At 65.3% G+C, this 23,529-nt stretch carries 26 protein-coding genes; 9 read left to right on the top strand and 17 right to left on the bottom strand.

Features of this window, described 5'->3' with window-relative positions; translation table 11 throughout:
• Window positions 1–38 precede the first annotated feature (38 nt).
• From AC1MCD_RS02370 to AC1MCD_RS02345, 6 genes are all read right to left on the bottom strand, one after another.
• A complete protein-coding gene (locus AC1MCD_RS02370; protein ID WP_498675531.1) occupies window positions 39–821 on the bottom strand; it encodes a type IV toxin-antitoxin system AbiEi family antitoxin in 783 nt (260 codons plus the stop codon).
• A 279-nt stretch (window positions 822–1,100) separates the two neighbouring features.
• Window positions 1,101–1,394 (bottom strand): DUF503 domain-containing protein, encoded by a 294-nt coding sequence (locus tag AC1MCD_RS02365; protein WP_498675526.1) that lies wholly within the window; start codon window positions 1,392–1,394, stop codon window positions 1,101–1,103.
• Window positions 1,395–1,470: 76 nt separating this feature from the next.
• The gene (locus AC1MCD_RS02360) at window positions 1,471–1,788 is read right to left on the bottom strand and encodes a putative quinol monooxygenase (RefSeq protein ID WP_498675524.1); all 318 of its coding nucleotides are present in this window, start codon (window positions 1,786–1,788) and stop codon (window positions 1,471–1,473) included.
• 28 nt (window positions 1,789–1,816) lie between these two features.
• Window positions 1,817–2,446: a hypothetical protein gene (locus AC1MCD_RS02355; protein ID WP_498675522.1), complete on the bottom strand. Its 630-nt coding sequence runs from the start codon at window positions 2,444–2,446 to the stop codon at window positions 1,817–1,819.
• A gap of 14 nt (window positions 2,447–2,460) precedes the next feature.
• Entirely contained in the window at window positions 2,461–3,009 is a 549-nt protein-coding gene (locus AC1MCD_RS02350; RefSeq protein ID WP_498675518.1) for a DUF1990 domain-containing protein, read from the bottom strand.
• Window positions 3,002–3,421, bottom strand: coding sequence for an MmcQ/YjbR family DNA-binding protein (locus AC1MCD_RS02345; RefSeq protein WP_498675516.1), 420 nt, complete (start codon window positions 3,419–3,421; stop codon window positions 3,002–3,004). Before AC1MCD_RS02345 ends, AC1MCD_RS02350 begins: the two co-directional genes overlap by 8 nt.
• A gap of 45 nt (window positions 3,422–3,466) precedes the next feature.
• On the opposite strand from AC1MCD_RS02345, the gene AC1MCD_RS02340 reads away from it, so the two are divergent.
• On the top strand, window positions 3,467–4,495 hold the full coding sequence (locus AC1MCD_RS02340; RefSeq protein ID WP_498675514.1) for an isopenicillin N synthase family dioxygenase: 1,029 nt from the start codon (window positions 3,467–3,469) through the stop codon (window positions 4,493–4,495).
• 52 nt (window positions 4,496–4,547) lie between these two features.
• Here the strand turns inward: AC1MCD_RS02340 and AC1MCD_RS02335 are convergent, their stop codons facing one another.
• Entirely contained in the window at window positions 4,548–4,973 is a 426-nt protein-coding gene (locus AC1MCD_RS02335) for a CoA-binding protein (protein ID WP_498675512.1), read from the bottom strand.
• 320 nt (window positions 4,974–5,293) lie between these two features.
• Here AC1MCD_RS02335 and AC1MCD_RS02330 point away from each other — a divergent pair, with 320 nt between their 5' ends.
• The 7 genes from AC1MCD_RS02330 to AC1MCD_RS02300 all read left to right on the top strand — a co-directional run bounded on the left by AC1MCD_RS02330 (window position 5,294) and on the right by AC1MCD_RS02300 (window position 13,208).
• Window positions 5,294–6,109, top strand: coding sequence for an ABC transporter ATP-binding protein (locus tag AC1MCD_RS02330; RefSeq protein ID WP_498675510.1), 816 nt, complete (start codon window positions 5,294–5,296; stop codon window positions 6,107–6,109).
• Between the two features lie 126 nt (window positions 6,110–6,235).
• The gene (locus AC1MCD_RS02325) at window positions 6,236–7,285 is read left to right on the top strand and encodes an aliphatic sulfonate ABC transporter substrate-binding protein (RefSeq protein WP_498675507.1); all 1,050 of its coding nucleotides are present in this window, start codon (window positions 6,236–6,238) and stop codon (window positions 7,283–7,285) included.
• The gene (locus AC1MCD_RS02320; RefSeq protein WP_498675503.1) at window positions 7,285–8,187 is read left to right on the top strand and encodes an ABC transporter permease; all 903 of its coding nucleotides are present in this window, start codon (window positions 7,285–7,287) and stop codon (window positions 8,185–8,187) included. The genes AC1MCD_RS02325 and AC1MCD_RS02320 overlap by 1 nt, the downstream gene beginning before the upstream one ends.
• Window positions 8,163–10,163, top strand: coding sequence for an acetate--CoA ligase (gene acs, locus AC1MCD_RS02315; RefSeq protein WP_498675501.1), 2,001 nt, complete (start codon window positions 8,163–8,165; stop codon window positions 10,161–10,163). Before AC1MCD_RS02320 ends, acs begins: the two co-directional genes overlap by 25 nt.
• Window positions 10,160–11,356 (top strand): dimethylsulfone monooxygenase SfnG, encoded by a 1,197-nt coding sequence (gene sfnG, locus AC1MCD_RS02310; RefSeq protein WP_498675499.1) that lies wholly within the window; start codon window positions 10,160–10,162, stop codon window positions 11,354–11,356. Before acs ends, sfnG begins: the two co-directional genes overlap by 4 nt.
• Window positions 11,356–12,717 (top strand): O-acetylhomoserine aminocarboxypropyltransferase/cysteine synthase family protein, encoded by a 1,362-nt coding sequence (locus AC1MCD_RS02305; protein ID WP_498675497.1) that lies wholly within the window; start codon window positions 11,356–11,358, stop codon window positions 12,715–12,717. The genes sfnG and AC1MCD_RS02305 overlap by 1 nt, the downstream gene beginning before the upstream one ends.
• A complete protein-coding gene (locus tag AC1MCD_RS02300) occupies window positions 12,714–13,208 on the top strand; it encodes a CoA-binding protein (RefSeq protein WP_498675495.1) in 495 nt (164 codons plus the stop codon). The genes AC1MCD_RS02305 and AC1MCD_RS02300 overlap by 4 nt, the downstream gene beginning before the upstream one ends.
• Before the next feature lie 12 nt (window positions 13,209–13,220).
• On the opposite strand, the gene AC1MCD_RS02295 is transcribed toward AC1MCD_RS02300, so the two are convergent.
• The 5 genes from AC1MCD_RS02295 to AC1MCD_RS02275 all read right to left on the bottom strand — a co-directional run bounded on the left by AC1MCD_RS02295 (window position 13,221) and on the right by AC1MCD_RS02275 (window position 18,074).
• Window positions 13,221–14,120 carry a hypothetical protein gene (locus AC1MCD_RS02295; protein ID WP_498675493.1) on the bottom strand — a complete coding sequence of 300 codons (900 nt, stop codon included), beginning with the start codon at window positions 14,118–14,120 and terminating at the stop codon, window positions 13,221–13,223.
• Window positions 14,117–14,668, bottom strand: a complete 552-nt coding sequence (locus tag AC1MCD_RS02290; RefSeq protein ID WP_498675491.1) for an RNA polymerase sigma factor — start codon at window positions 14,666–14,668, stop codon at window positions 14,117–14,119. Before AC1MCD_RS02290 ends, AC1MCD_RS02295 begins: the two co-directional genes overlap by 4 nt.
• A 212-nt stretch (window positions 14,669–14,880) precedes the next feature.
• Window positions 14,881–15,219 carry a YegP family protein gene (locus AC1MCD_RS02285; protein WP_498675489.1) on the bottom strand — a complete coding sequence of 113 codons (339 nt, stop codon included), beginning with the start codon at window positions 15,217–15,219 and terminating at the stop codon, window positions 14,881–14,883.
• 290 nt (window positions 15,220–15,509) lie between these two features.
• Entirely contained in the window at window positions 15,510–16,799 is a 1,290-nt protein-coding gene (locus tag AC1MCD_RS02280) for an adenylosuccinate synthase (RefSeq protein ID WP_190989501.1), read from the bottom strand.
• A gap of 231 nt (window positions 16,800–17,030) precedes the next feature.
• Window positions 17,031–18,074, bottom strand: a complete 1,044-nt coding sequence (locus AC1MCD_RS02275; RefSeq protein ID WP_498675488.1) for a M14 family zinc carboxypeptidase — start codon at window positions 18,072–18,074, stop codon at window positions 17,031–17,033.
• Window positions 18,075–18,401: 327 nt separating this feature from the next.
• Here AC1MCD_RS02275 and AC1MCD_RS02270 point away from each other — a divergent pair, with 327 nt between their 5' ends.
• On the top strand, window positions 18,402–19,037 hold the full coding sequence (locus AC1MCD_RS02270; RefSeq protein WP_498675486.1) for a uracil-DNA glycosylase family protein: 636 nt from the start codon (window positions 18,402–18,404) through the stop codon (window positions 19,035–19,037).
• 143 nt (window positions 19,038–19,180) lie between these two features.
• On the opposite strand, the gene AC1MCD_RS02265 is transcribed toward AC1MCD_RS02270, so the two are convergent.
• The 5 genes from AC1MCD_RS02265 to AC1MCD_RS02245 form a co-directional block, all read right to left on the bottom strand.
• Window positions 19,181–19,603: a DUF3151 domain-containing protein gene (locus tag AC1MCD_RS02265; RefSeq protein ID WP_498675485.1), complete on the bottom strand. Its 423-nt coding sequence runs from the start codon at window positions 19,601–19,603 to the stop codon at window positions 19,181–19,183.
• 2 nt (window positions 19,604–19,605) lie between these two features.
• Window positions 19,606–20,625, bottom strand: coding sequence for a class II fructose-bisphosphate aldolase (gene fbaA / locus AC1MCD_RS02260; protein WP_498675483.1), 1,020 nt, complete (start codon window positions 20,623–20,625; stop codon window positions 19,606–19,608).
• Window positions 20,626–20,774: 149 nt separating this feature from the next.
• On the bottom strand, window positions 20,775–21,734 hold the full coding sequence (locus AC1MCD_RS02255; RefSeq protein WP_498675481.1) for a hypothetical protein: 960 nt from the start codon (window positions 21,732–21,734) through the stop codon (window positions 20,775–20,777).
• 130 nt (window positions 21,735–21,864) lie between these two features.
• Complete coding sequence (locus AC1MCD_RS02250; protein WP_498675479.1) at window positions 21,865–22,539, bottom strand: TrmH family RNA methyltransferase; 675 nt, start codon at window positions 22,537–22,539, stop codon at window positions 21,865–21,867.
• A 19-nt stretch (window positions 22,540–22,558) separates the two neighbouring features.
• Window positions 22,559–23,365 (bottom strand): hypothetical protein, encoded by an 807-nt coding sequence (locus tag AC1MCD_RS02245; RefSeq protein WP_498675477.1) that lies wholly within the window; start codon window positions 23,363–23,365, stop codon window positions 22,559–22,561.
• Window positions 23,366–23,529: the final 164 nt, after the last annotated feature.

The raw sequence follows: 23,529 nt of genomic DNA, 5'->3' as shown, positions 1-23,529 counted from the left end.
TGAACCCCCAAAAACGGCAGTTACGGAGCAATTGATGCTTAATGGCCCCTGCGCCACCCAGCCTGGACCAAAGCTGAATGGACCTTGGCCACCGCAGGCTTGGCGTCGTTCAGCATGTGCCGCTTGGAAATGCGCACTTCAGTCCAGCCCACGGCGTGGTAGTTTTCGGAGCGGGCAATGTCCCGGACGATCTGCCCTTCGTCGCCGTGGTGTTCACCTTCGTATTCGATCCCGATCCGGTACCTCCGATACGACAGGCCCGGTTCGTGATGGCGGCTGCCTCCCTCACCGATGATCGGGAGGTTGAGCTCGGGTTCCGGGAGCCCGGCTCTAACGATCGCCAGGCGAAGCAATGTCTCCTGCGGTGAGTCCGAACCCACCCGGACGAGTTTGATGGCTTCCTTGGCCTTGCGCAGGCCCCGCTTTCCCTTGTGCCTGTCGATCATTCGCTGGAGATCTGCCAGGCTGCAGAGCGGCATGTCCCTGTCCTCAAACGCCGTCCTTGGCACGCGCACACAGCTGTCCCCCATGGCCACCAACTCATCCACCGTGAGCATTTCCGCCATGTCCAGCCAGGTTCGCTCAGGAGTGGTCACGGGCACGCCTTCAACTGTGGTGACCTCGTCGATGTAGAGCTTCATGCGGTGCACAATGACATGCGGCCTGTTCAGGTGTGCCGAGCCCTCAGGCCTGATGACGTGATACATCTCTGGAGTCCCCTTCTGCTGACGGCGCGGCAGCGTGAGCGTCTCCGCCGCAGTGAGGTGCGACGCCGCGCACCGCTCATTGACTTCAATGAAGGGCCGGACTCTGGCACTCAAGGGGAGCTCCGCCGTCGGGCTTTCCGACCGAATCCCCCTACCGAGGTGTTTCAGGGATCGGTGTCGCAGCCGCCTCGGTGACACTCCGGCACGCGTCGCCTCAGCCACTGTGAACGGGTGGTCCTGGAGTTCCGCCGGCAACGGGCGAGGGGTCTTCATGAACTCATCAGAACAGAAGACGGCTGGCGCTGCAGAAGTTATCCACAGGCCTCATCGGTTGCTCCATAACGGTCGTTTTCCCGGCTCAAAACGACAGCTACGGAGCAATCGATTGGGGGGTCAATCCTCGCTGTGGAGCTCCCGCTGCCGGGCGCTGAGCAGCTCAATCTCCGGGCGGGCGGCCACTAAGCGTTCGACGGCGGTGAGCACCTCCACAACGTGCGCCCGGTCAGCTGCCACCAGGCCGGCGCCCAGCTGCGAGCGCCGGTACTGATCGTGGTCCCCCACCTCGGCCACCGACACATCAAAGCGGCGCTTCAGCTCAGCGAGCAGCGGCCTGATGACGGAGCGTTTTTCCTTGAGGCTCTGGACATCTCCCAGGAGAATGTCGAATTCAATCCAGCCGATCCACATGCCGTAATCGTATCGACTGCTCCGTAACCGCCGCTTTGGGGACTCAAAAGGGCCGTTACGGAGCAATCGATGGGGGTCAGATGGTGAGTTCCCCCATCCGGTCCCAGCCGTCGCCGTCGAGCTGGCGGCTGATGATCCGCGGTGTTTCGGCCAAGGCCTGCGGCATGTCAGCCATGGCCTGTTTGAAATGGGCGCTGTTGACGTGGTCGCCGGCAGCATCGTCCTTGAAGGCTTCCACCAGGACAAACTCGTGGGGATCGTCCACGCTGCGGGACCAGTCGAACCAGAGGTTCCCGGGCTCCTCCCGGGTTGCCTTCGTGAAACTATCCACGAGGCCGAGCCAGCGCTCGGACCAGTCGGGCTTGACCTTGAACTTAACCACAATGAAGATCATGGGTTTCCTTCCGTTGATGTTGATTGATCTACTGAGCCGTGGCCATGGCGAGCTCACAGGCGAGGATGGCCTCGCGGGCGTGCTGCTGCTGAGCCGGGGTACCGGTCTGCTCGGCCCACTGCTCCGCCAGCTGGAACTCCACCAGTGCCTGCGTGAACCGGCCGGCAGCATGCAGCATCCAGCCCAAGCTGTTGTGCAGCCCGGCCATCCAGCGGCGGGTGTGCGGGTCATGGGCGGTGGAGGCGTATTCAAGGGCACTCCGGGTCCAGGCTTCCGCATGGGCGGAGTCCGCTGCGGCGAGCATGTGCAGCGCGTCCACCGCGAGGAATTCCTCACCGAGGTGGTCCCCCAGTTCAGCGGCCTGTTCAAACAGCGGCACGGCCATGGCCGCGTGGCCGCTGTTGTTCAGGACCCGTCCGCGCTCGAGCAGGACGCGGATGCCGACGGTGGGTTCGTCCTCGCCGCCAATCGTATCCAGCAAGGCATCGGCTTCCTCGTAGCGGCCCTGCAGGCCAATGGCCCGGCCAAGTTGCGTGGCGAGTTCGGCTTTTTCGTCGGTGTTGTAAGTGGGGTCGGCAAGGGCGTCCCGAAAACGCTGCTCGGACAGTCCGGGATCCTCAAAATTCCATAGGCGGTCAAGGGTCTCTTGCTCCAGCATGTACCTTCTCCTGATCAGCTTTCACCTGCGGCGAGTTGGCGTGCCCCTTCAACGTATCGCGAAGTTACGTGCCTCTGCGCTGCCCGGGTCACCAGGCCACCCGCACGGTAGAACCGGTTGGCCGGCACGCTGAACGCGGTGATCTTCAGGAATACCCGCCCGGTGTCATCGATCTCCACCTCAAACGCCTCTTCGCCGCGCGCCGGATGTCCGGGCAGTGTTCCGTAGCCGAACCCGGCAGACTGCGGGCGGTCGCCCGGCACGGGCCGCCGCACCCACACCACTTCGCAGGGTGCATTGATGCGGAAAGGCCCGACGCCGAAGCCGCTCACCACGCGCGTTCCGGGCCGGACGACGTCGGACTCGGCACGGACGCGCAGTCCCGATCGCCGCTGCAGTTCCCACGTCAGGATCCCCTGCGCCACACGCCGGTAAACTGCCAACCCGTCGCCCAGGTAAACCTGGGAGACCAGGCAGGGGTACCCCGCCGGCGGCCGGCCATTCTCGGTGGAGCCGACACCCGGATAATCGAGCCGGCCTCCGGCAAGACGATTCTCAGTCAACGGAGCCCTCCCTGGATCCTGTCAACCGTGCCCACCCGAGCTGCTCCTGCTGCTTCCTGCTCAGCGTGGCCACCACCAGGTCGTAGGAGTCCTCCACCATGTCCCGGACCATATCGTCAGGCAAGGCTCCGTCCAGCCGGACACCGTTCCAGTGCGTCTTGTTCATGTGCCAGGCGCCGGTGATTTCGGGGTGCGCGGTGCGCAGATGCTCGGCCAGGGCAGGCTCGCACTTCAGGCTTACGGACCAGTCGTCCGCGTCCATGGCGGATGCCGCGAACATCTTCGCTTCATGCCGGGCTCCCCCGGAAACGGCGGCACGGACCTTGAACACCGACGTTTCCGGGCCGAAGGGAAAATCCTCGAAGGCACCGGGAAAGCTCAGGCAAATCTCCCGGAGGGCAGCAGCGTCCATGCCACGAGCCTACAAAGCCCAACCCGGCGGTGCTAGTCTGCGAAGATGTCACCCGATCAGGCCACCATTCCAGTTCTCGACATGAGCGCCGCCCGCCAACCGTATGGTTCGTTCAGTCCGGAATTCATTGACCAATTGCGGGACGCCGCCCACAATGTGGGGTTCTTCCAGATCACCGGCTACGGGGCCGCGCCGGGCCAGGCCGAGGAACTCCTGGCCCTCATCAAACGCTTCTTCGACCTGCCCCTCGAAGAGCGGATGAAGCTGGACAACAGGCTTTCACCGCACTTCCGCGGCTATACCCGGATGGGCACCGAAGTCACCCAGGGCAGGGCCGATGCCCGCGAGCAGATCGACTACTCACCGGAACGCGAGCCCGTCCCGGACTACCCCGCAGACCAGCCCTACTGGCTGCTGCAGGGACACAACCTGTGGCCGGATGAAGCCCTGCCGGAGCTGAAGACAGCCGCCATGGCCTGGGCAGACCTGATGTCCAGCGTCGGGATGGAACTCCTGCGCGGCATCGCGGTCTCCCTCGGCCTGCCCGAGGAGCACTTCGACGAGCCCTTCGGTGATGAACCCGCCTGGATGGGCAAGCTGGTGCACTACGTCGGCGGCGTGGTGGAAGCCGCCGGCGATCAGGGTGTGGGTTCCCACGCCGACTACGGTTTTGTCACCCTGCTGCTGCAGGACGAGGTGGGCGGCCTGGAAGTGCTGCCGCCGGGGACCACAGAATGGGCCACCGTCGAGCCCCTACCCGGAGCGCTCGTGGTGAACCTTGGCGAGATGCTGGAGGTGGCCACCGAAGGCTATCTGGCCGCCACCATCCACCGGGTCAAGGCGCCGCCGCCCGGTGTGGACCGCTACTCCGTGCCGTTTTTCTGGTCCCCGCGGCTGGACGCCGTGATCGACCCCGTGCCCCTGCCGCCGGAGCTGAAGGCGCAGGCACGCGGGCTCTCGGACGACCCCACCAACCCGATGCTCGCCTCATTTGGCCTGAACATGCTCAAGGGCAGGATGCGCGCGCACCCGGACGTTACCGAACGCCACTACCCGGAGCTGATGCAGCGCTGACCGGGCCACCGCAGTGAGCAGCCGGGCACTTGGCGGCGCGCACCGCCAAGTGTCAGAGGTTGTATTTCCAGGCCTGCTGCGCAGGGCAGACGTTCATCACCACGTCCAGGCCGGCTGCCTTCGCCCGTTCGGCGGCGGCCTCGTCAATGACGCCCAGCTGAAGCCACACAGCCTTGGCGCCGGCGGAGATCGCCTGGTCAACCACCGCGCCGACCTTCTGCGAATTCACAAAGCAGTCGACGACGTCGATGGGCTGCTTTTCCGCCGGAATGTCCTGGAGGGAGCGGTACCCGGTTTCGCCGTGCACCGGGTCCCCGGGCAGGTTCACCGGAATGATCTCCATCCCCAGCCTGTCGCGGATGAAAAGTGACGTGTCATACGCCGCGCGCCACTCATTGGTGGTCAGGCCCACGATGGCCCACCGCCCTTTGTTTCGCATAAGGCGCTCTATGACTGCAGGATCGTTGGTGTGGCCCATGCCCCAAGCCTACGCCGGTTTCTGAAAGTGCCGATTGCCGAATTTTCTACCGGCGAAAGGCCTTCCCCGGTCATGTGAACGAACATTACGCGCGGTGAGTCGCTGATTTGGATTGTTTGTTCACGTCAGGTCTAGTGGGTAGTGACCATCCCGAGCGGCCGAGAGACCTGGATCGATGAAGCCGCAGCAACCCTGGTCAGTGTGGGCCCCCACGGCGCACGCTGATAGCAAGGAAAAAGCCTTGGGTACCCGGAACTGACCACTCCGCTAAGAGGCTGGACTCCGTAGGGTGCTACTGCCAGGACCGATGGAGTGATCCTATGACTGCAGTCCTGTCTTCCGAGCGTGCCGGCGCCCATGCCGGCACTTCCTCCGCACTTCCCGTGTCCTTCCGGGGCCTGCGCCGAACCTTCGGAACCGGCGACGCCGCCCACACCGTGCTGCAGGACGTCACTTTCGACGTTGCAGCAGGAGAGGTGCTGGCCATCCTGGGCCCGTCCGGCTGCGGCAAATCAACGCTGCTGCGCGCTGCTGCCGGGCTGGATTCACCCAGCGCCGGTTCCGTCGTCATCCAGGACACCCCTGTCCAGGGCATCGATCCCCGGTGCGCCTTTGCCTTCCAGGAACCAAGGCTGCTGCCTTGGCACACTCTGCAGGCCAACGTGGCCATCGGCCTGCCCAAGGGCTGCAGCGCCAAGGAAGGCAAAGCCAAGGTCTCCAGGCTGCTTGAGCTGGTGGGACTGGACAGCTTCGCCAAGCACCGCCCCCGCGAAGTGTCGGGCGGAATGGCCCAGCGGGCCTCCCTGGCGCGGGCGCTGGCACGAAACCCCGGCGTCCTGCTGCTTGATGAGCCCTTCGGCGCGCTGGATGCACTGACCCGCATCAAGATGCAGGACCTGCTCCTTGACGTCCATCAGGCAGAGCCCACCACGGTGCTCCTGGTCACGCATGACGTTGATGAGGCCCTGCAGCTGGCCGACCGGATCATCGTCCTGGGTGCAGCCGACGACGGCCAGGGGGCCACGATCGTGCGGACCGTCGACGTCCCCGGCGACCGGCCGCGGGACCGGGCCTCGGCAGAACTCGCCGCCTTGCGCGTCTCCCTCCTGGCCAGCCTGGGCGTGGACGGGCACTAACGCCCGCCACGGCAACCCCGGCAACGAACCACCCCCGTTAATCCACTGACGCAAGCTCCGACGTCGGGCGCTAACCCGCTGCGGCCGGACTTCCGTTACTCCGCATCACCAGCGCAAAGGAAAACAATGCAGCACGCACGCCCCCTCACCCGCCGTTCCCTCCTCGGGGCAGCCGCCGTAGTAGCCGTCTCGGCCATGGCGCTGACCGGCTGCGTTGCAGGTGAGGGCTCCTCCGGCCAGGCGGCGGCCACCGGCAGCACCTCGGGCGGCACGCTGAACATCGACTTCGCCACCTACAACCCGCTCAGCCTGGTCATCAAGAACCAGGGCTGGCTGGAAGCGTCCCTCAAGGATCAGGGCGTCACCGTCAACTGGATCCAGTCGGCGGGTTCGAACAAGGCCAACGAAGCACTGCGCTCGGGCGCCATCGACGTCGGGTCAACCGCAGGTTCCGCAGCCCTCCTGGCCCGTTCCAACGGTTCGCCGATCCGCACCATCAGCATCTATTCCCAGCCGGAATGGGCGGCCCTGGTTGCCCCCGCCGGTTCAAGCATCACGTCCGTGTCCGACCTCAAAGGCAAGTCCGTGGCCGCCACCAAAGGCACCGACCCGTACTTCTTCCTCCTGCAGGCCCTCGAACAGGCCGGCCTCAAGCCCGGCGATGTGACCGTCCAGAACCTGCAGCACGCCGATGGCCGCACCGCGCTGGAGAACGGCTCGGTCCAGGCGTGGTCCGGCCTCGACCCGATCATGGCCGGTGCCGAACAGAAGGGCGCCAAGCTCTTTTACCGGAACCTGGACTTCAACACCTACGGCTTCCTCAACGCCACGGAGTCCTTCCTCAAGGACAAGCCCGAACTGGCGCAGGCCGTTGTCAATGCCTACGAAAAGGCCCGCGCCTGGGCCGCAGCCAACCCCGACCAGACGGCCCACATCCTGGCCGATGTCGCCGGGCTGGACCTGGCCGTGGCCAAGACCGTCGTGCTGGAACGCAGCAACCTGAACGTAGACGCCGCGCCCGGAGAGGCGCAGCGCAAAGTACTGGAGAAGATCGGGCCCACCTTCGTGGAAACCGGCGACGTCAAAACCCAGCAGCAGATCGACGACGCCGTGGCCTCCCTTCTCGACGACTCGCTGGTGAAGAAGGCTGATCCGTCAGCCATTAAGGGTTCCTGATGAGCAATCCGGGAAACCCCTTCCTCACCGGCAACAGTGTTGCGGATGAGCGCGCTGCAGCCGCTACCGCAGCAACGGCAGACGCCGCCCAGACGGGTGCCGTTCCGGCACCCGCTCCGGCACCGGGATGGTCTCCCGCCGGAGTCCGTTTACGGAACTGGGCGCGTCTGCCCCTTGGCCTGATCATCCCGGCAATCCTGCTGGCGGCCTGGCAGGTGGCTTCCTCCACCGGCGTTTTCAGCGTGGTTCAGCTTCCTCCCCCGGCAATGGTGCTGGGGGCGGCGGGCGAGCTGCTGGGCCGCGGTGAACTGGGCACCCACATCGCCATCTCCACGCAGCGGGTGGTGATCGGGTTCCTGATTGGCGCCGCGCTGGGCCTGATTCTGGGTGCCACCGTGGGCCTGTCAAAGATTGCCGACGCCCTGCTGGCCCCCACCATCGGCGCCCTGCGTGCCGTCCCCTCGCTGGCCTGGGTGCCGCTGCTGATCCTCTGGCTGAAGATCGGCGAGGATTCCAAGGTCACGCTGATCATCATCGGCGCCTTCTTCCCGGTGTTCACCACCGTTTCCCTGGCGCTCCGCCACGTGGACCGGAACCTCGTGGAAGCCGCCCGGGCCTTCGGGCTCAAGGGGGTCCGGCTCCTGACCACCGTGCAGCTGCCCGCAGTGGTTCCCGCCGTATTTTCCGGGCTGCGCCTGGCACTGGCGCAGGCGTGGCTGTTCCTGGTAGCGGCGGAACTGATTGCCTCCTCCATGGGGCTCGGATTCCTGCTGATCGACTCACAAAACAACGGCCGCACCGACAGGCTTTTCCTCGCCATTGTGCTGCTGGCCGTAATCGGAAAACTGACGGACGCCCTCCTCGGCCTGGCAGAGAAATGGGCGGTAAAACGATGGGCCTGAGCACCGCAGAAGCCCTGCAGCACACGCACCCCACCACCGAGGCAGAGCGCATCGTGTTCTGGGAGGACGCTGCCCGGCGCCTCGAATGGGCCGAGCCGTGGCACACAGCCCACACCTTCGAGAAGGCTGTGCGCCTCAGCGGACCGGACGTCCCCGCCGCGGACGCCGAGTACTCCGTGCCCCGCATCGAATGGTTCGCCGGCGGCCGCCTGAACGTGGCCTACAACTGCGTGGACCGCCACGTGGAGGCAGGCCGGGGCGACAAGGTGGCCCTCTACTTTGAGGGCGAGCCCGGCGACCGCCGCGCCATCACCTATGCCGAACTCCAGCGCGAAGTGTCCAAGGCCGCCAACGCCCTCCTGGACCTCGGCATCACCAAGGGCGACCGCGTGGTCATCTACCTGCCGGTCATCCCCGAAACCATCATCATCACCCTTGCCGTGGCACGGATCGGCGCCATCCACTCCCTGGTCTTCGGCGGCTTCTCCGCCGAGGCGCTGAAATTCCGCGTCGAGGACACCCAGGCCAGGCTCCTGGTCACCACCGACGGCCAGTTCCGCCGCGGCGTCGCGGTGCCCGTCAAGGACAACGCCGACGCCGCCGTCAGCGGGGACAACGCCATCGAGCACGTCCTGGTGGTCAACCGCACCACCGCCGCCGGGGACCTGGGCAGCGTCCCCATGGCTGAAGGCCGCGACGTCTGGTGGCATGACGCCGTCGGGCAGGCATCCGACGTCCACGAACCCGAAGCGTTCGACGCCGAGACACCCCTGTTCATCATGTACACCTCCGGGACCACCGGTAAGCCCAAGGGCCTGGTCCACACGTCCGGCGGCTACCTCACCCAGGCCTCCTGGAGCTACGAACACCTGTTCAGCAACCCCGATCCGGCCCTCCGCGACGCGGATGTGCACTGGTGCACGGCCGACCTCGCCTGGGTCACCGCGCACACCTACGAGATCTACGGCCCGCTCTCCAACGGCGTCACCCAGGTGATCTTTGAAGGCACCCCGAACACACCGCACCCGGGCCGGCACTTCGAAATCATCGAGCGCTACGGCGTCACGCAGTACTACACGGCACCCACCCTGGTCCGCTCCCTGATGGGCTGGTTCCCGGACGGCGTACCGGACACCTATGACCTCTCCTCCATCCGCATGCTCGGGACCGTGGGCGAGGCCGTCAACCCCGAGGCATGGCGCTGGCTGCGGCAGAACGTCGGCGCCGGCACCGCCCCCGTGGTGGACACGTGGTGGCAGTCCGAGACCGGGGCCACCATCCTCTCCCCCGCCCCCACGGACACCGAGTTCAAGCCCGGCTGCGCGGCCCGCCCGCTGCCCGGGGTCAGCACCAGGATCGTGGACGACGCCGGCAATACAGTTCCGCCGGGCGTCCAGGGATTCATTGTGGTTGACGCCTTCGGGCCGTCCATCGCGCGGACCGTCTGGGGCAACCCCCAGCGCTACCTGGACTCCTACTGGCGCCAATACGCCGAACAGGGCTGGTTCCTGGCCGGCGACGGCGCCAAGTACGACGCCGACGGCGACATCTGGATCCTGGGCCGTGTGGACGACACCCTCAATGTGTCGGGCCACCTGCTGTCCACCATCGAGATCGAGTCCGCGCTGGTGTCCCACCCGGACGTGGTGGAGGCCGGCGTCTGTCCGGTGGCTGACGCCAAAACGGGCCACGCGATAGTCGCGTTTGTCGTCCTAAAACGCGGCGTTTCCCGCGAAGTTGCCACCGACCTCCGCAACCACGTCGCGAAGGCAATCGGCCCGATCGCCAAGCCGCGCGACGTCGTCGTGGTTCCCGATGTTCCCAAAACCCGCAGCGGCAAGATCATGCGCCGGCTGCTGACCCAACTCTTTGAGGGGACCGCCCTGGGCGACACCACCTCACTCCAGAACGAGCCGGCGATAGCCGGAATCCAGGACGTCCTGCGCGAGCGGACCCTAGCAAAGGAAAATTCATGAATGACATCAGCAACGTTGCCCGTCTTTCCGAGCCGCTGAAATTCGCCTACTGGGTGCCGAACGTTTCCGGCGGCCTGGTGGTTTCCACCATCGAACAGCGGACCAGCTGGGACTTCGCCTACAACAAGAAGCTGGCGCAGATCGCCGAGAACTCAGGCTTTGAGTACGCCCTGACGCAGACCCGCTACGCCGCCTCCTACGGTGCGGACAAGCAGCACGAGGCAACCTCGTTCAGCCTCGCCCTCCTGGCCGCCACCGAGCGGCTCAAGGTCATCTCGGCCGTCCACCCGGGCATGTGGCACCCCGGCGTGCTGGCCAAATACATCATCACCGCGGACCACATCTCCAACGGCCGCGCCGCCGTCAACATCGTCTCCGGCTGGCTCAAGAACGAGTTCACCAACTTCGGCCTCGAGTGGCTGGAGCACGACGAACGCTACGTCCGCACCGAGGAGTTCATCAGGGTCCTGCGCGGCCTCTGGACCGAACAGGAATACAGCCAGTCCGGCAAGTACTACAACATCACCGACTTCACGCTGAACCCGGCCCCGGTTGACGTCCCGGGCCGGCCCCACCCGGAGATCTTCTTCGGCGGCAACTCCACAGCGGCCCAGGCCACGGCCGGCCGGGTGGCTGACTGGTACTTCTCCAACGGCAAGGACCTGGAAGGGTTCAAGGAGAACATTGCCGGCGTTGTCGCCGCTGCCGGCGAGACCCGGCGCGGCACCGAGGGCGCCCTTGCGTCCCCGCGTTTCGGTTTGAACGGCTTCGTCATCGCCCGCGATTCCGAGAAGGAAGCCCGCGACACCCTCCGCGAGATCGTGGAGAAGGCGCACAAGCCCGCAGTCCAGGGCTTCCGCGACGCCGTTCAGGAAGCCGGCGCATCCACCAAGGACGGCAAGGGCATGTGGGCCGATTCCAGCTTCGAGGACCTGGTCCAGTACAACGACGGCTTCAAGACCCAGCTGATCGGCACCCCGGAGCAGATCGCCGAACGGATCGTCGAATACAAGAAGATCGGCGTTAACCTGTTCCTCACCGGTTACCTGCACTTCCAGGAGGAGGTGGCGGCGTTCGGCCAGGACATCCTGCCGATCGTCCGCGAACTCGAAGCCGACCTTGCCCGCAAGAACGGCACCGAGCTGGAACTCTCCGGCACGCCCGCCGCTGTTTCTGAAAAGGTGGCTGTCTAATGTCTGACCGCACATTCGGTTTCCGCACCCGCGCCCTGCACGCCGGCGGCACTCCCGACGCCGAGCACGGCGCCCGCGCGGTGCCCATCTACCAGACCACGTCCTTCGTGTTCAAGGACACCCAGGACGCCGCCAACCTGTTCGCACTGCAGAAGTACGGCAACATCTACTCCCGCATCGGCAACCCCACCGTGGCTGCGTTCGAAGAGCGCATCGCCTCGCTCGAGGGCGGCATCGGCGCGGTGGCAACATCCTCCGGCATGGCCGCAGAGTTCATCACCTTCGCCGCGCTGACCCAGTCGGGTGACCACATTGTGGCCGCGTCCCAGCTGTACGGCGGCACCGTCACCCAGCTTGATGTGACGCTGCGCCGCTTCGGCGTGGACACCACGTTCGTCCCCGGCACCGACCCTGCGGACTATGCCGCGGCGGTCCAGGAAAACACCAAGGCGATCTTCGTCGAGGTGGTGGCCAACCCGTCGTCGGAAGTCCAGGACCTGGAAGGGCTGGCAAAGGTAGCGCACGACGCCGGCATCCCCCTCGTGGTCGACGCCACCTTGAGCACGCCGTACCTTGTGCGGCCCATCGAGCACGGCGCCGACATCGTGATCCACTCGGCCACCAAATTCCTCGGCGGGCACGGCACCACCCTGGGCGGTGTCATCGTTGAGAGCGGCCGGTTCAATTGGGGCAACGGCAAGTTCCCCACGATGACCGAGCCCGTGGCCTCGTACGGCAACGTCTCCTGGTGGGGCAACTTCGGCGAGTACGGCTTCCTGACCAAGCTGCGCTGCGAGCAGCTGCGCGACATCGGCCCGGCACTGTCGCCGCTCTCGGCCTTCCAGCTGCTGCAGGGCGTGGAAACCCTGCCGCAGCGCCTGGACGAGCACCTGAAGAACGCGCAGGCCGTGGCCGAATGGCTCGAAGCCGATCCCCGCGTGGCGTACGTGAACTTCTCCGGCCTGCCCTCGCACCCGCATTTCGAGCGCGCGAAGAAGTACCTGCCGCTGGGTCCCGGCTCGGTGTTCTCCTTCGGCGTGAAGGGCGGCCGGGCTGCCGGGCAGAAGTTCATCGAATCCCTGCAGCTGGCCTCGCACCTGGCCAACGTGGGCGATTCCCGCACTTTGGTCATCCACCCGGGGTCCACCACCCACCAGCAGCTGAATCCGGTCCAGCTGGAGTCCGCGGGTGTCCCCGAGGACCTGGTCCGCATTTCCGTGGGTCTGGAGGACATCGACGATATCCTGTGGGACCTGGACCAGGCCCTGACCGAGGCCTCGTCGGCCGTGGCTTCGGCTGGCGCAGCCACTGAAGAATCCACCCTCGAAGCCGATTCCTGCACGATCGGAGCACGCGCATGAGCATCGAAACCCGTACCTGGGACGGCCCTTCCGCACCGGAACGCCTGAACCTGCTGCGCTCAGCCAAGTCGATTGCGATTGTGGGCGCCTCGGACAAGCCGTCGCGTGCCAGCTACTTCGTGGCCACGTACCTGCAGTCGTCCACGCGGTACAAGGTGTACTTCGTGAATCCCGTGGTCAAGGAGATTCTCGGTGAACCCACCTACGCCTCACTGGCCGATCTTCCCGAGAGCCCGGACATCGTGGATGTGTTCCGCAAACACGACGACCTCCCGGGTGTCCTGGACGAAGCCATCGCTGCCGGCGCCAAAACCCTCTGGCTTCAGCTGGGTTCCTGGCATGAAGCCGTGGCCGCAGATGCCGAGGCCGCCGGGCTCAACGTGGTGATGGACCGCTGCGTGAAGATCGAACACGCCCGGTTCCATGGCGGCCTGCACCTGGCCGGCTTCGACACCGGCGTCATCTCCTCCCGCCGGCAGCTTCTGTCCTGACGGGAGGGTCCGTTAGCGGTTGAACTTCTTCAGCCAGATGGAACCGGGGCCGGCATCGCTGGCCCCGGTTTTTTCTTTCGCTGACGGGTCCAGGATGGCTGAGGCAAGATTCCCGACGACGGCGGGTGCTTCGGTCACGGGCTTCCCGGTCTTTTCGAGCACGTCTGCCGGGGCATCGGCTGCGCCATGCGTGGGAGCGTCCAGGACGGCCTTGTTCTGGGGGGTACCAGGACCGGTGGCGCCTGCCGCGTTCCGTGACGCGCCGCCGTCGGCCGCAGCATTACCGGCACCTGGGTTTCCTGTGGCACCGTTGCCGGCCCCTGCGTTGCCTACACCCCGATTCGCCGAATCATGGTTGGTGCTCCGCCCGGCAGCGCCGTGTTCAGGGCGCCCGGGCAGATCAGGCTCATGCCCCGCCGATCCCTGCGCGGCTGAGCTGTGTCCGGCAGGTTGCGTTTCCGTACTCCCCGGATCGGCAGACGCCGATGCGTCCTCGGCAGCACGCTCCGCTGCAGGCGCCCCGGGCAGGTCGCCGGCGGCCCTGCTGCCGTTAGGAGTCCCCGCGATGGTCCAGGCAGGCACCCAGTCCTGCAACATCTGCTGGATGGAAGGGCTGGCATGCAGTTTCGGTCCGGAAGCCGTGGCTGCCACCCCTGAGACCCCCAGCCCCATCCCGGCGATGACGGCAAGGCCCACCGCAGCAGTCCGGTGCCTGCGGCGCAGCCGATGGCGGCCAAGCTGGGTGGTCTGCGCTGAGAGGAGCGCCGCCAGTTCAGGGCGGGGTTCAGGGACCGGCCCGGACGCTAAGGCGCCCAGCGAGAGCAAGGCGGCGCAAAGCGCCGGGTCGGTTTCGCCGGCATCGAGCAGCATGTCGTCCACGGTGCTCAGCAGGTGGCTGGTTTTGGCCGTCATTGTGCCACATACTCCTTCACTGCGGACTGCTCCCGCAGCCGGACCAAAGCGCGCCGCTGCAGTTGCTTCACGGCGCCGCTGCTCTTTCCCATGACCTCCGCGGACTGCTCGACGGTCAGGCCCGCCACCAGGCGGAGGGTGAGGACCTCGCGCTGCTCGTCCGGGAGGACCCTGAGGAGGTCCTGTACCTCCTGCGGGCCGACGCGCTCCATGACTGCATCTTCGGCAGATGACTCCTCGCGCGCGTCCAGGTCGGGTTCGAACGGAAGCTCAACGGGTGCACGGCGCCGGCGCCGGTGGTCGTCCACCATCCGGGCGTGGGCCACCGAGAAGACGAAGGTCCGCAGCCCGGCCACGCCACCGGTGACCGTTTCCAGCCGCGGCAGGACGGCGAGGAACACTTCCTGCATAACAGCCTCCGGATCTTCTACCCCGCGGGCTGTGAGGTAGCCCAGGACCTGTGCTGCGTAGGTTCGGTACACAATGCTGAAGAGCTCCGGTTCCCGTGCGCGCGCGCGCAAAGCATCGTCTGTCAGCGCATCGGTCACGGACGTTGGGCCTTCGTTGGGGGGGATGGTGTTCCCGCTAACTGTACCCTCCGGTAACCAGGCTGAACCGGAGCAATGCCTGCACCTGTGAGGAACAAAAGAGCCAGTCTGAAACCTGATGGGGGACAAGTTTCAGACCGGCGCTTCATAGGGGTAATCGTTCCGGGCCTGCCAAGGGTTACGCGCTGTCACAAAAAACTTTGAAAAGTTCCCTAGGCGCTGCTGCGCACCGCATTGAAGTGGGCAAAGGCGCGGACCCGGCTGACCGGCACCTGCTGTCGGTCACATGCAGACTCGGCTGCCGCAGAAGGTACGGCCACGGACCGGGCCGGAACGGGTGCAGATGCGGCGGTGCGCTGGCCGCGGTGGGCGGCGGAAAGGTCAGTAACCAGCCCGGTTCCCGCGCACTCACGGACGGCGGCGATTCCTGCGGCGACTGCGGGCTTGTCCTCGAAAGCCCCGGAGACGGCCATTACGGTGCCGTCGGGCGCCTTCAGCCTGAACCTGAAAAGCGAATCCGAGTCGAGAAAAACTTCGAAAATCCCAGCCATAACAAAATCCTTCCGGGTCGGCGGGGGTCCCTCCAAGTGGCGTCATTGTCACAAGGCAGGCCCGGACGCGTCGTTGCGTCATCATTTCCGCGGGTCTGGTCGAACGATCTGTTGATCCGTTCACCTTATGTTAAAAGTCTCGCGGCCGCGCCGGTTGCCTCACAAGACCGACGGGGTTAACCCTGTGTAAATTGCGTCCATCCACCGCACGCAGCCACGTCCTGCCCCCGCACAACGACGGCGGCGGACCACCCAAAGGGTGACCCGCCGCCGTCGGACGTTCCGGTGTGTTAGTCGTTGATAAGGTCGTGGACCACGATGGTCTGGTCGCGGTCCGGGCCGACGCCGATCGCGGAGAAGCGGGTGCCGGAGAGCTTTTCGAGGGCCAGCACGTAGTTGCGGGCATTCTCCGGGAGGTCCTCCAGGGTGCGTGCTCCGGTGATGTCCTCGGTCCAGCCGTCGAAGTACTCAAAAATGGGCACAGCGTGGTGGAACTCGGTCTGCGTCATGGGCATTTCATCGTGGCGGACGCCGTCCACGTCGTAGGCGACGCATACCGGGATCTGCTCGATACCCGTGAGGACGTCCAACTTGGTGACGAAGTAGTCAGTGAAGCCGTTGACGCGGGAAGCATGGCGGGCCAATACGGCGTCGTACCAGCCGCAGCGGCGGGGCCGGCCGGTGTTCACGCCGAACTCGCCGCCGGTCTTCTGCAGGTACAGCCCCATCTCGTCGAAGAGTTCCGTGGGGAACGGGCCGGCGCCAACGCGGGTGGTGTAGGCCTTAATAATGCCGATGGAGCGCGAGATGCGGGTGGGGCCGATGCCCGAGCCCACGGACGCGCCGCCTGCCGTCGGGTTGGAGGACGTCACGAACGGGTAGGTGCCGTGGTCCACGTCCAGGAATGTTGCCTGGCCGCCTTCCATCAGCACCACCTTGCCCTCGTCAAGGGCGTTGTTGAGGACCAGCGTGCTGTCAATGACCAGGGGGCGCAGGCGGTCGGCGAAGGAGAGGAAGTAGCTGACGATCTCCTCCACCACAACGCTGCGGCGGTTGTAGACCTTGACCAGGAGTTCGTTCTTCTGGCGCAGGGATCCTTCCACCTTCTGGCGGAGGATGGACTCGTCGAACACGTCCTGGACGCGGATGCCCAGGCGGGCCACCTTGTCCATGTAGGCAGGGCCGATGCCGCGGCCGGTGGTACCGATGGCACGGCTGCCAAGGAAACGCTCGGTCACCTTGTCAAGCACCTGGTGGTAGGGCGCAACCAGGTGGGCGTTGGCGGAAACGCGGAGCTTGGACGTGTCAGCGCCCCGGGCCTCCAAGCCATCAATCTCTTGGAAGAGTGCCTCGAGGTTCACCACGCAGCCGTTGCCGATGATCGGAACCGCGTTGGGGCTCAGGATGCCGGCCGGAAGGAGCTTGAGCTCATACTTCTCACCGCCTACGACGACGGTGTGCCCCGCGTTGTTTCCGCCGTTCGGCTTGACGACGTAATCAACACGGCCGCCCAGAAGATCGGTTGCCTTGCCTTTTCCTTCGTCGCCCCACTGGGCTCCTACGATCACGATTGCTGGCATGGGATCCTCCCCCATTCTTTCGGGCCGGTCCCGGAGGGATTACCAGGGCTCAGCGCCGTACATGAGAACGCCCCGAATGTTCTGGTGCTGTCCGCCGGGAGGCGACGCCAACGCAAGAGTTCCGGGGCCCTTACCACCCAAGTTTAGCCGATCACAGACTTTGTCCGCCCATGAGGCCGCCCGCGGCCCTTTGTGCACACCAAAGAACCACGGGCGGGCTTCCGGGAGGCGCTACTCGCCGTCCGCTTCCTCGCCCGGACGGGAGGTCTGGGTCTCCAGGCTGTCCCAGAAGGAGGTGTCGGCGTCGGCAATCGAACCGTCCGCGATGGCGGCCGCAGTGGCAGTCAGCGTGGTCACCGTCTGCTTGATCAGGTAACCGTTGCTGCGCAGCCCCAGGGCGTAGCCGTCCAGGTAATGATCAGACATGCCCCGCATTTCGAAGAGCAGGGTGGCGATCCCGTACTCCACTGCAATGCCGTTGCGGCTGATGGTTTCGGCGCTGCCGCCCACGTACTTCCCCAGGTGGCCCCAGCCGGTGGAGTCGACGTTGTCGAAGACGACGGCGCCCAGGTGCTTGGACTTCTCCACCACGGCTGGATCGGCGTTGGGAGTGGTGGGGTAAAGGATGGACCCGGAGACAAGCTTCCCGTCACGCTCGCTTCGCGTGCCCTGGTGGTGGAGGTCGATCATGTAGTCGATCTTGTACTTGCTCATCACGTTGTTGTGCAGGGCCTGCGTTTCGGGCTGCACCTTGGCCACATGGTCACGGTTCAGGTCCACTTCCTCGGCGTTGTACCGGGTCATGTTGCGGTCACCCTTGGCCAGGTAGTCGTCCAGCGGAAAGTTGACGTCTCCCATGGCACCGTCTGCGTTGAGCATGGGAACAATCAGGATGTTCACTCCGTCGAGGACGTCCCGCGATTTTCCGGTGCCGAGGTGCTTGACGAACTGCAGGGCGCCCTCAGTGGTGAGCTGCTCGTTGCCGTGCTGCTGGGTCAGATAGAGGATGGTGGGCTTGGCCGGGTCCGAGACGTATTTCACCAAGTGAATATCCCGGCCCTTGACAGTCTGGCCGATCACTTCAAGTTCCATGGCGGGCTGGCGGGCATCCTGATCCTTCAGGAAGGAGACCATCTCGGCATAGGTTGACAGCTTTGACGTGGTGATCTGGCCGTTGCCGTCATAGTTGGGCCCCTCGCCCACGGCGTTCGCCAGCGGGGCCGGAGCGGCTAAGGCCGCGAGCGCCAAGGCTCCTGAAACGGCTATGGTCCTCATGGTTGCCAAGGATTTCATCACAGTGCGTTACCTCTTTCGAGTGCAATTAGGGTGCGACGGCCGCGACGTTTTCGTTGCGGGCCGTGACAGCAGCCAAGCAAGCTATACGAAATATGTCAACGACCTTGACAGACGCTGCTGGGGCCCCTCCAACCGGAATCGAAAGCTCCCGGGCCGGCGTTTCGTTTCGCTGGGCTTGATAGACTGATGTAGATCGACTAGGAATCGGTCCACACCACATTTCAAACCATCCCGGATTTTCCGCGCCCTACCGCGCCCATTTCCGGGGTGGCGCAGCACCGAGCCCCGCAGGAGACTTTGCACTATATGACAGCCCTGGCCCCCGAATCTTTCCGTGAACAGCTCATGAGCCGCCGTTACGAGCCCAACGTCGCCGTCGTCAACGAGCTGTGCGATTCCCTGCAGAGCGTCAAGCCCCACACTGAAGTTCCTTACGTCGACCCCATGCACGACGTTGACGAGTGCCGCATTATCAGCCTCTATTCCAACATCGGCGAGGCGGACCCGTCCGGCTTCATCACCGCCGGCGACGATGACGCCGCCACCCGGATGCTGGGAATCCAGTGGAAGCTGGGCCTGCGCCCGGAATTCGTGATGCCGTGGAACGTCCACCCGTGGCACACCCCCGGCGAGGTCAACGGCAAGTTCACCCCGGACCAGATCTCCTCCGGCCTCAAGCCGCTGCTCAAGTTCCTGGCGCTGGTCCCCCGCGCCTCGGTGATCGTGGCACACGGCACCGAAGCCAACCGCCTCGCCAACCTCCTGCTGAAGACCGAGGTGCCCATGATCTGGCGCCGTGGCCTGAAGACCTACAAGGTCCGTTCCCTCAGCGGCCGTGCATTCGCGGGAACCCCCGCCCGCCAGGAGCAGTACCTCGAGGACATGCGCGTCGCCTACGCCGACGCCATGGCCCGCACCGGTCTGGCGAAGGCTGCCAGCTAGTCCCCACCCGCTTCCTCACCTCGCAAGCTCGGTCAGGGAACCCGGCGGGCGTGGGCCCACCACCCGCTCAACCTCCGGTACGACGGCGGGCGGTCACCTTTCTTCTGAAAGGTAACCGCCCGCCGTCGTAATTTAACCCGTTGCTACTTGCCTTCGATGGCTGCTTTCGCGGCCGGGTCCGAATCGTTCAGGAACTTCTCGATGCGCTCGGGCTCCTCGGCCTCACCGATGGCCGCAGACGCACGGCCCAGCGAGTACAGCGCGCGCAGGAAGCCGCGGTTGGGCTCGTGCTCCCACGGGATGGGACCCACGCCGCGCCAGCCGTTGCGGCGCAGCGAGTCCAGGCCCCGGTGGTAGCCAACGCGGGAGTAGGCGTAGGAGTCGATGGTGCGGCCCTCCGCCCACGCTTCCTCCGCCAGCACAGCCCACAACAGCGACGATGTGGGGTGCTTCTCCACCAGGTCCAGGGCTTCCGTGCCGGCATCCAGCTGCTGATAGACGTCAGTCTCGGCAGGCAGGAGCGTGGGCTCGGGGCCCATCAGGTTCTTACGGAACTCGTCGGACATATTTAGAACGTCTTTCCGGCTGAACCGAGCTGCTTGGTTGCCTCGACGACGCGGGCGGACAGGCCGGCCTCGGCGGAGGCGCCCCAGACGCGCGGATCGTAGAGCTTCTTGTTGCCCACTTCGCCGTCGACCTTCAGCACACCGTCGTAGTTCTTGAACATGTGGTCCACCACGGGACGCGTGTATGCGTACTGGGTGTCGGTGTCGATGTTCATCTTGATCACGCCGTAGGAGACGGCGTCGGCGATTTCCTGGTCGGAGGAGCCGGAGCCGCCGTGGAACACGAGGTCGAACGGGCTGTTTTTGCCGAGCTTGGCTCCTACCTGGGCCTGGATGTCCTTGAGGATCTCCGGACGCAGCTTAACACCGCCCGGCTTGTACACACCGTGCACGTTGCCGAAGGTCAGGGCAGTGATGTAGCGGCCGTTCTCGCCGGCGCCGAGGGCTTCGATGGTGGCCAGGGCGTCCTCGACCGTGGTGTACAGCTTGTCGTTGATGGCGTTTTCCACGCCATCTTCCTCGCCGCCCACAATGCCGATTTCAACTTCGAGGATCATCTTCGCGGCGGCGGTGCGCTCCAGCAGCTCGCGCGCGGTGCTCAGGTTCTCGTTGAGCGGCTCGTGCGATCCGTCCCACATGTGCGAGTTGAAGATCGGGTTGCGGCCGGCCTTGACCTCGGCCTCCGAAGCTGCCAGCAGCGGCAGGACAAAGCCGTCCAGCTTGTCCTTGGGGCAGTGGTCGGTGTGGAGTGCGATGTTGACGTTGTAGTTTTTCGCAACTTCGCGGGCGAACGCGGCAAAGCCGAGCGAACCGGCCACCATGTCCTTGGTGGCAGCGCCGGACCAGTACGCGGCACCGCCGGTGGAGACCTGGACGATGCCATCGGACTCAGCTTCGGCGAAGCCGCGCAGTGCGGCGTTCAGCGTCTGCGAGGAGGTGACATTGACGGCCGGGAATGCATAGCCGCCGGCCTTGGCACGGTCAATCATCTCGGAGTAGATCTCTGGGGTTGCAATGGGCATGCTGACTCCTATGCTGAGTTTTCGTCTATGGGTTGTGACCCTGGAGTAGACCTCTTACGGCTAGCCACCATCCTAGCCATTTCTCTGCAGCGGCAGTGTTTCGGGTCACGCGGGCCGGTAACACTTACGCGCCGAGAGTGCATTTGACGCTAGTGTCTGGCGCCACGACCAGCACGAAGTGCGCTCTGGGCGCGATAGGCCAGGGCACTGCGGACCTTGCCAACGACGCCTGGCCGGTCGCCCTTAAGATCGTTCTTCGAAATCCGGACCTCGTGCCATCCATGGCGGGCGGCCACCTCGGCCCGGACTATGTCCCTTTGATACTGGTCCTCGCGGGCATGGTGTTCACCGTCGTATTGCAGGGCGATCCGGTGATCGGGGTACGCCGCATCGGGCCAGAGAACCGGCAGCCCGGAATCACCGCGGACGACGTAGTTCAGAACCGGTTCGGGCAGTCCTGCCGTTAGAAGGGCTAGACGCATCCTGCTTTCGGGGACGGAGTCCGCACCCACACGGATCAGCTCCAGCGCCTCGCGTGCCTTCCGGATCCCCCGCAACCCCGGATGCCGAATAATCATGTCCCGCAACTCCTGAATTCTGCATATGGACTCGCGCGGGAACGGAAAATCCTCCCCGTGACTGTTCACCAGGTAGTCCCCCGCCACTACGAGATCGTCCACGGAGTTGCGCATGGAGGCCAGGTCGAGCCACGTCCTGGCCGGTGTGGTGAGGCGGACGCCGTCGTACTCCATGACCTCATCCGGTGTCAGCGTCAGGCGGTGCCCCGCTACGTTGGCCCTGCGTGGAGCGGCGAAACCGCGGCGCCTTGCCAGGTGGATACGCCAGTCGCCTTCCTGCGGAGCAGGGACCGGTATCCCCAGCACCCGCGCGGCTGAGCAGAGCGCGAGTATGGAGGCGTCATCCACCTCCGTGTAGGCTCGCAGAGCGTGAGCACCGGATGGCTGTGCGGTCAGCGGAACCCGTATCCCGCGGGACACCGGCAGGAGATCCTTTGCCCTGGTCCGGGTGCGTGTCACGCCAGCTTTGTCCGACGTCCGCAGGGCAAAGGCCACGCCCTTGAGATGGTCTGGCAACTCAGCTTTGCGCATGCCTAATTGTTGCCCCGGCGCGCTGCCTCGCAGGAGTTATCCACAGCCTTGCGCTCGTCGGGTGCACCGAAAGCGCACTTCGCGCTGGTGCAGGGCAACTCGACCAGCGCGAAGTGCACTCTCGGCGGGATCAGACCGTCTGGTTGAACACGTGCCGGCGGATCCAGGCGTGCATGGCGATGGCCGCCGCCGAGGCCGCGTTGATGGAACGGGTGGAACCGAACTGTTCGATGGAGAGGGTGGCTAGGGCGGCGGCGTGGACTTCAGGCGTCAGCCCCGGGCCCTCCTGGCCGAACACCAGCACGCAGTCCTTGGGAAGTTCGTAGGTTTCCAGGGGCACGGAATCCGGGAAGATGTCGATACCGATGATGGCGAGCCCCTCCCCCTGCGCCCATGCCACGAAATTCTCCACGGTGGGGTGGTGGCGAACGTGCTGGTAGCGGTCGGTGACCATGGCCCCGCGGCGGTTCCACCGGCGTCGTCCGATGATGTGGACTTCCTTGGCGAGGAACGCGTTGGCGGTGCGCACCACGGTGCCGATATTCATATCGTGCTGCCAGTTTTCGATGGCGATGTGGAAGTTGTGCCGCTTGGAATCGAGGTCCGCGACGATCGCGTCGTGCTTCCAGTACCGGTACTGGTCCACCACGTTCCGCCGGTCTCCGTCCGCCAGCAGTTCATGGTCCCAATGCTCGCCTTCGGGCAGCTCACCTTCCCAGGGGCCGACGCCGACCTCCGGCTTTGGCTGGTATTCCTCCTCGGGCGGTGGCACGGGCAGCGGCGGCGTTTGGGGGTGGTCAGTCACCCTCCAACTCTAGCCGGGGTCAGCCCGCCAGCTTCCAGCGGTTGGCGCGGTAGGAGTTGGCGATCTTCTCAAGCAGGTCCGGGTTCTGATCCCAGTAGGTGGCGTGTCCGCTGACGCCCATCATCTGGGGTGTGCCCCACGGGGTCACGCTGAAAAGGTTCACGGCCTGGATGGTCTCACCGCGGGCGTTGACACAGGTGAAGCCGATGACCACTGCCTCGGTCCGGCGGAACTCACGGATTTCCGGCGCGGTGGTTTCGAAGCTGCCGGCGCACTTGTGGCCCACAAGGTGCTGCGGCAATTCGACGGCGGGCATGGCCTTGAGCTTCGCTTCAATCTCCTGAATTGCTGCATGCACCTTCGCGGGCTCCTTACCGTACTTACCCTCTTCCGCTTCGGCGAAGAAGGCGTAGGCCAAGGCGATGCCGTCCCCGTCCCGCTCCTCGGTCCCCTGCGCCTTCTGCTGCATCGGGGTGCCGGTGATCGGGTCGGTAGTGATCCCGAAGGTGTCGTCACCGGTCCAGGCGGCGAGGTACTGGAAAGACGACTCACCGGTGACAAAGCGGCTGAACAGCGGGTCGCCCTCGGCAGGAATGTTCGCCGGCCCCTGCAGCTCGTCCCAGCCCGGCGGGAGCGGGAAGGCTCCGGCAGGCACATCGCCCGCGGTACTGCCCGACGTCGGCGCCTCCGCCGGTGTTGATTCTTCCGGCGCAGCGCTTTCCGCCGCCGCATCAGACGTTGCCACGGGAGCCAGGTTGTCCGCGGCCCGGGACTTCGCGAAGGTGGGGATCACCCAGGCAAACACCGCCACGAGGACCACGATCACGGCGGCGGCAATGATGCCGAGAACGATGAGCAGGTTCTTTTTGCTGTGCGGGGGCTGCGGCGCAGGCGGCTGCGCATACGGGCCCGGCTGCTGCTGACCCGGGTACTGCTGGCCGGGGTACTGCTGGCCGGCCGGTGGCGCCTGCGCGTACTGGGGGTGCAGCA

The organism is Arthrobacter sp. BF1 (assembly GCF_056680215.1).
This window is presented reverse-complemented; position numbering and strand designations above follow the sequence as displayed.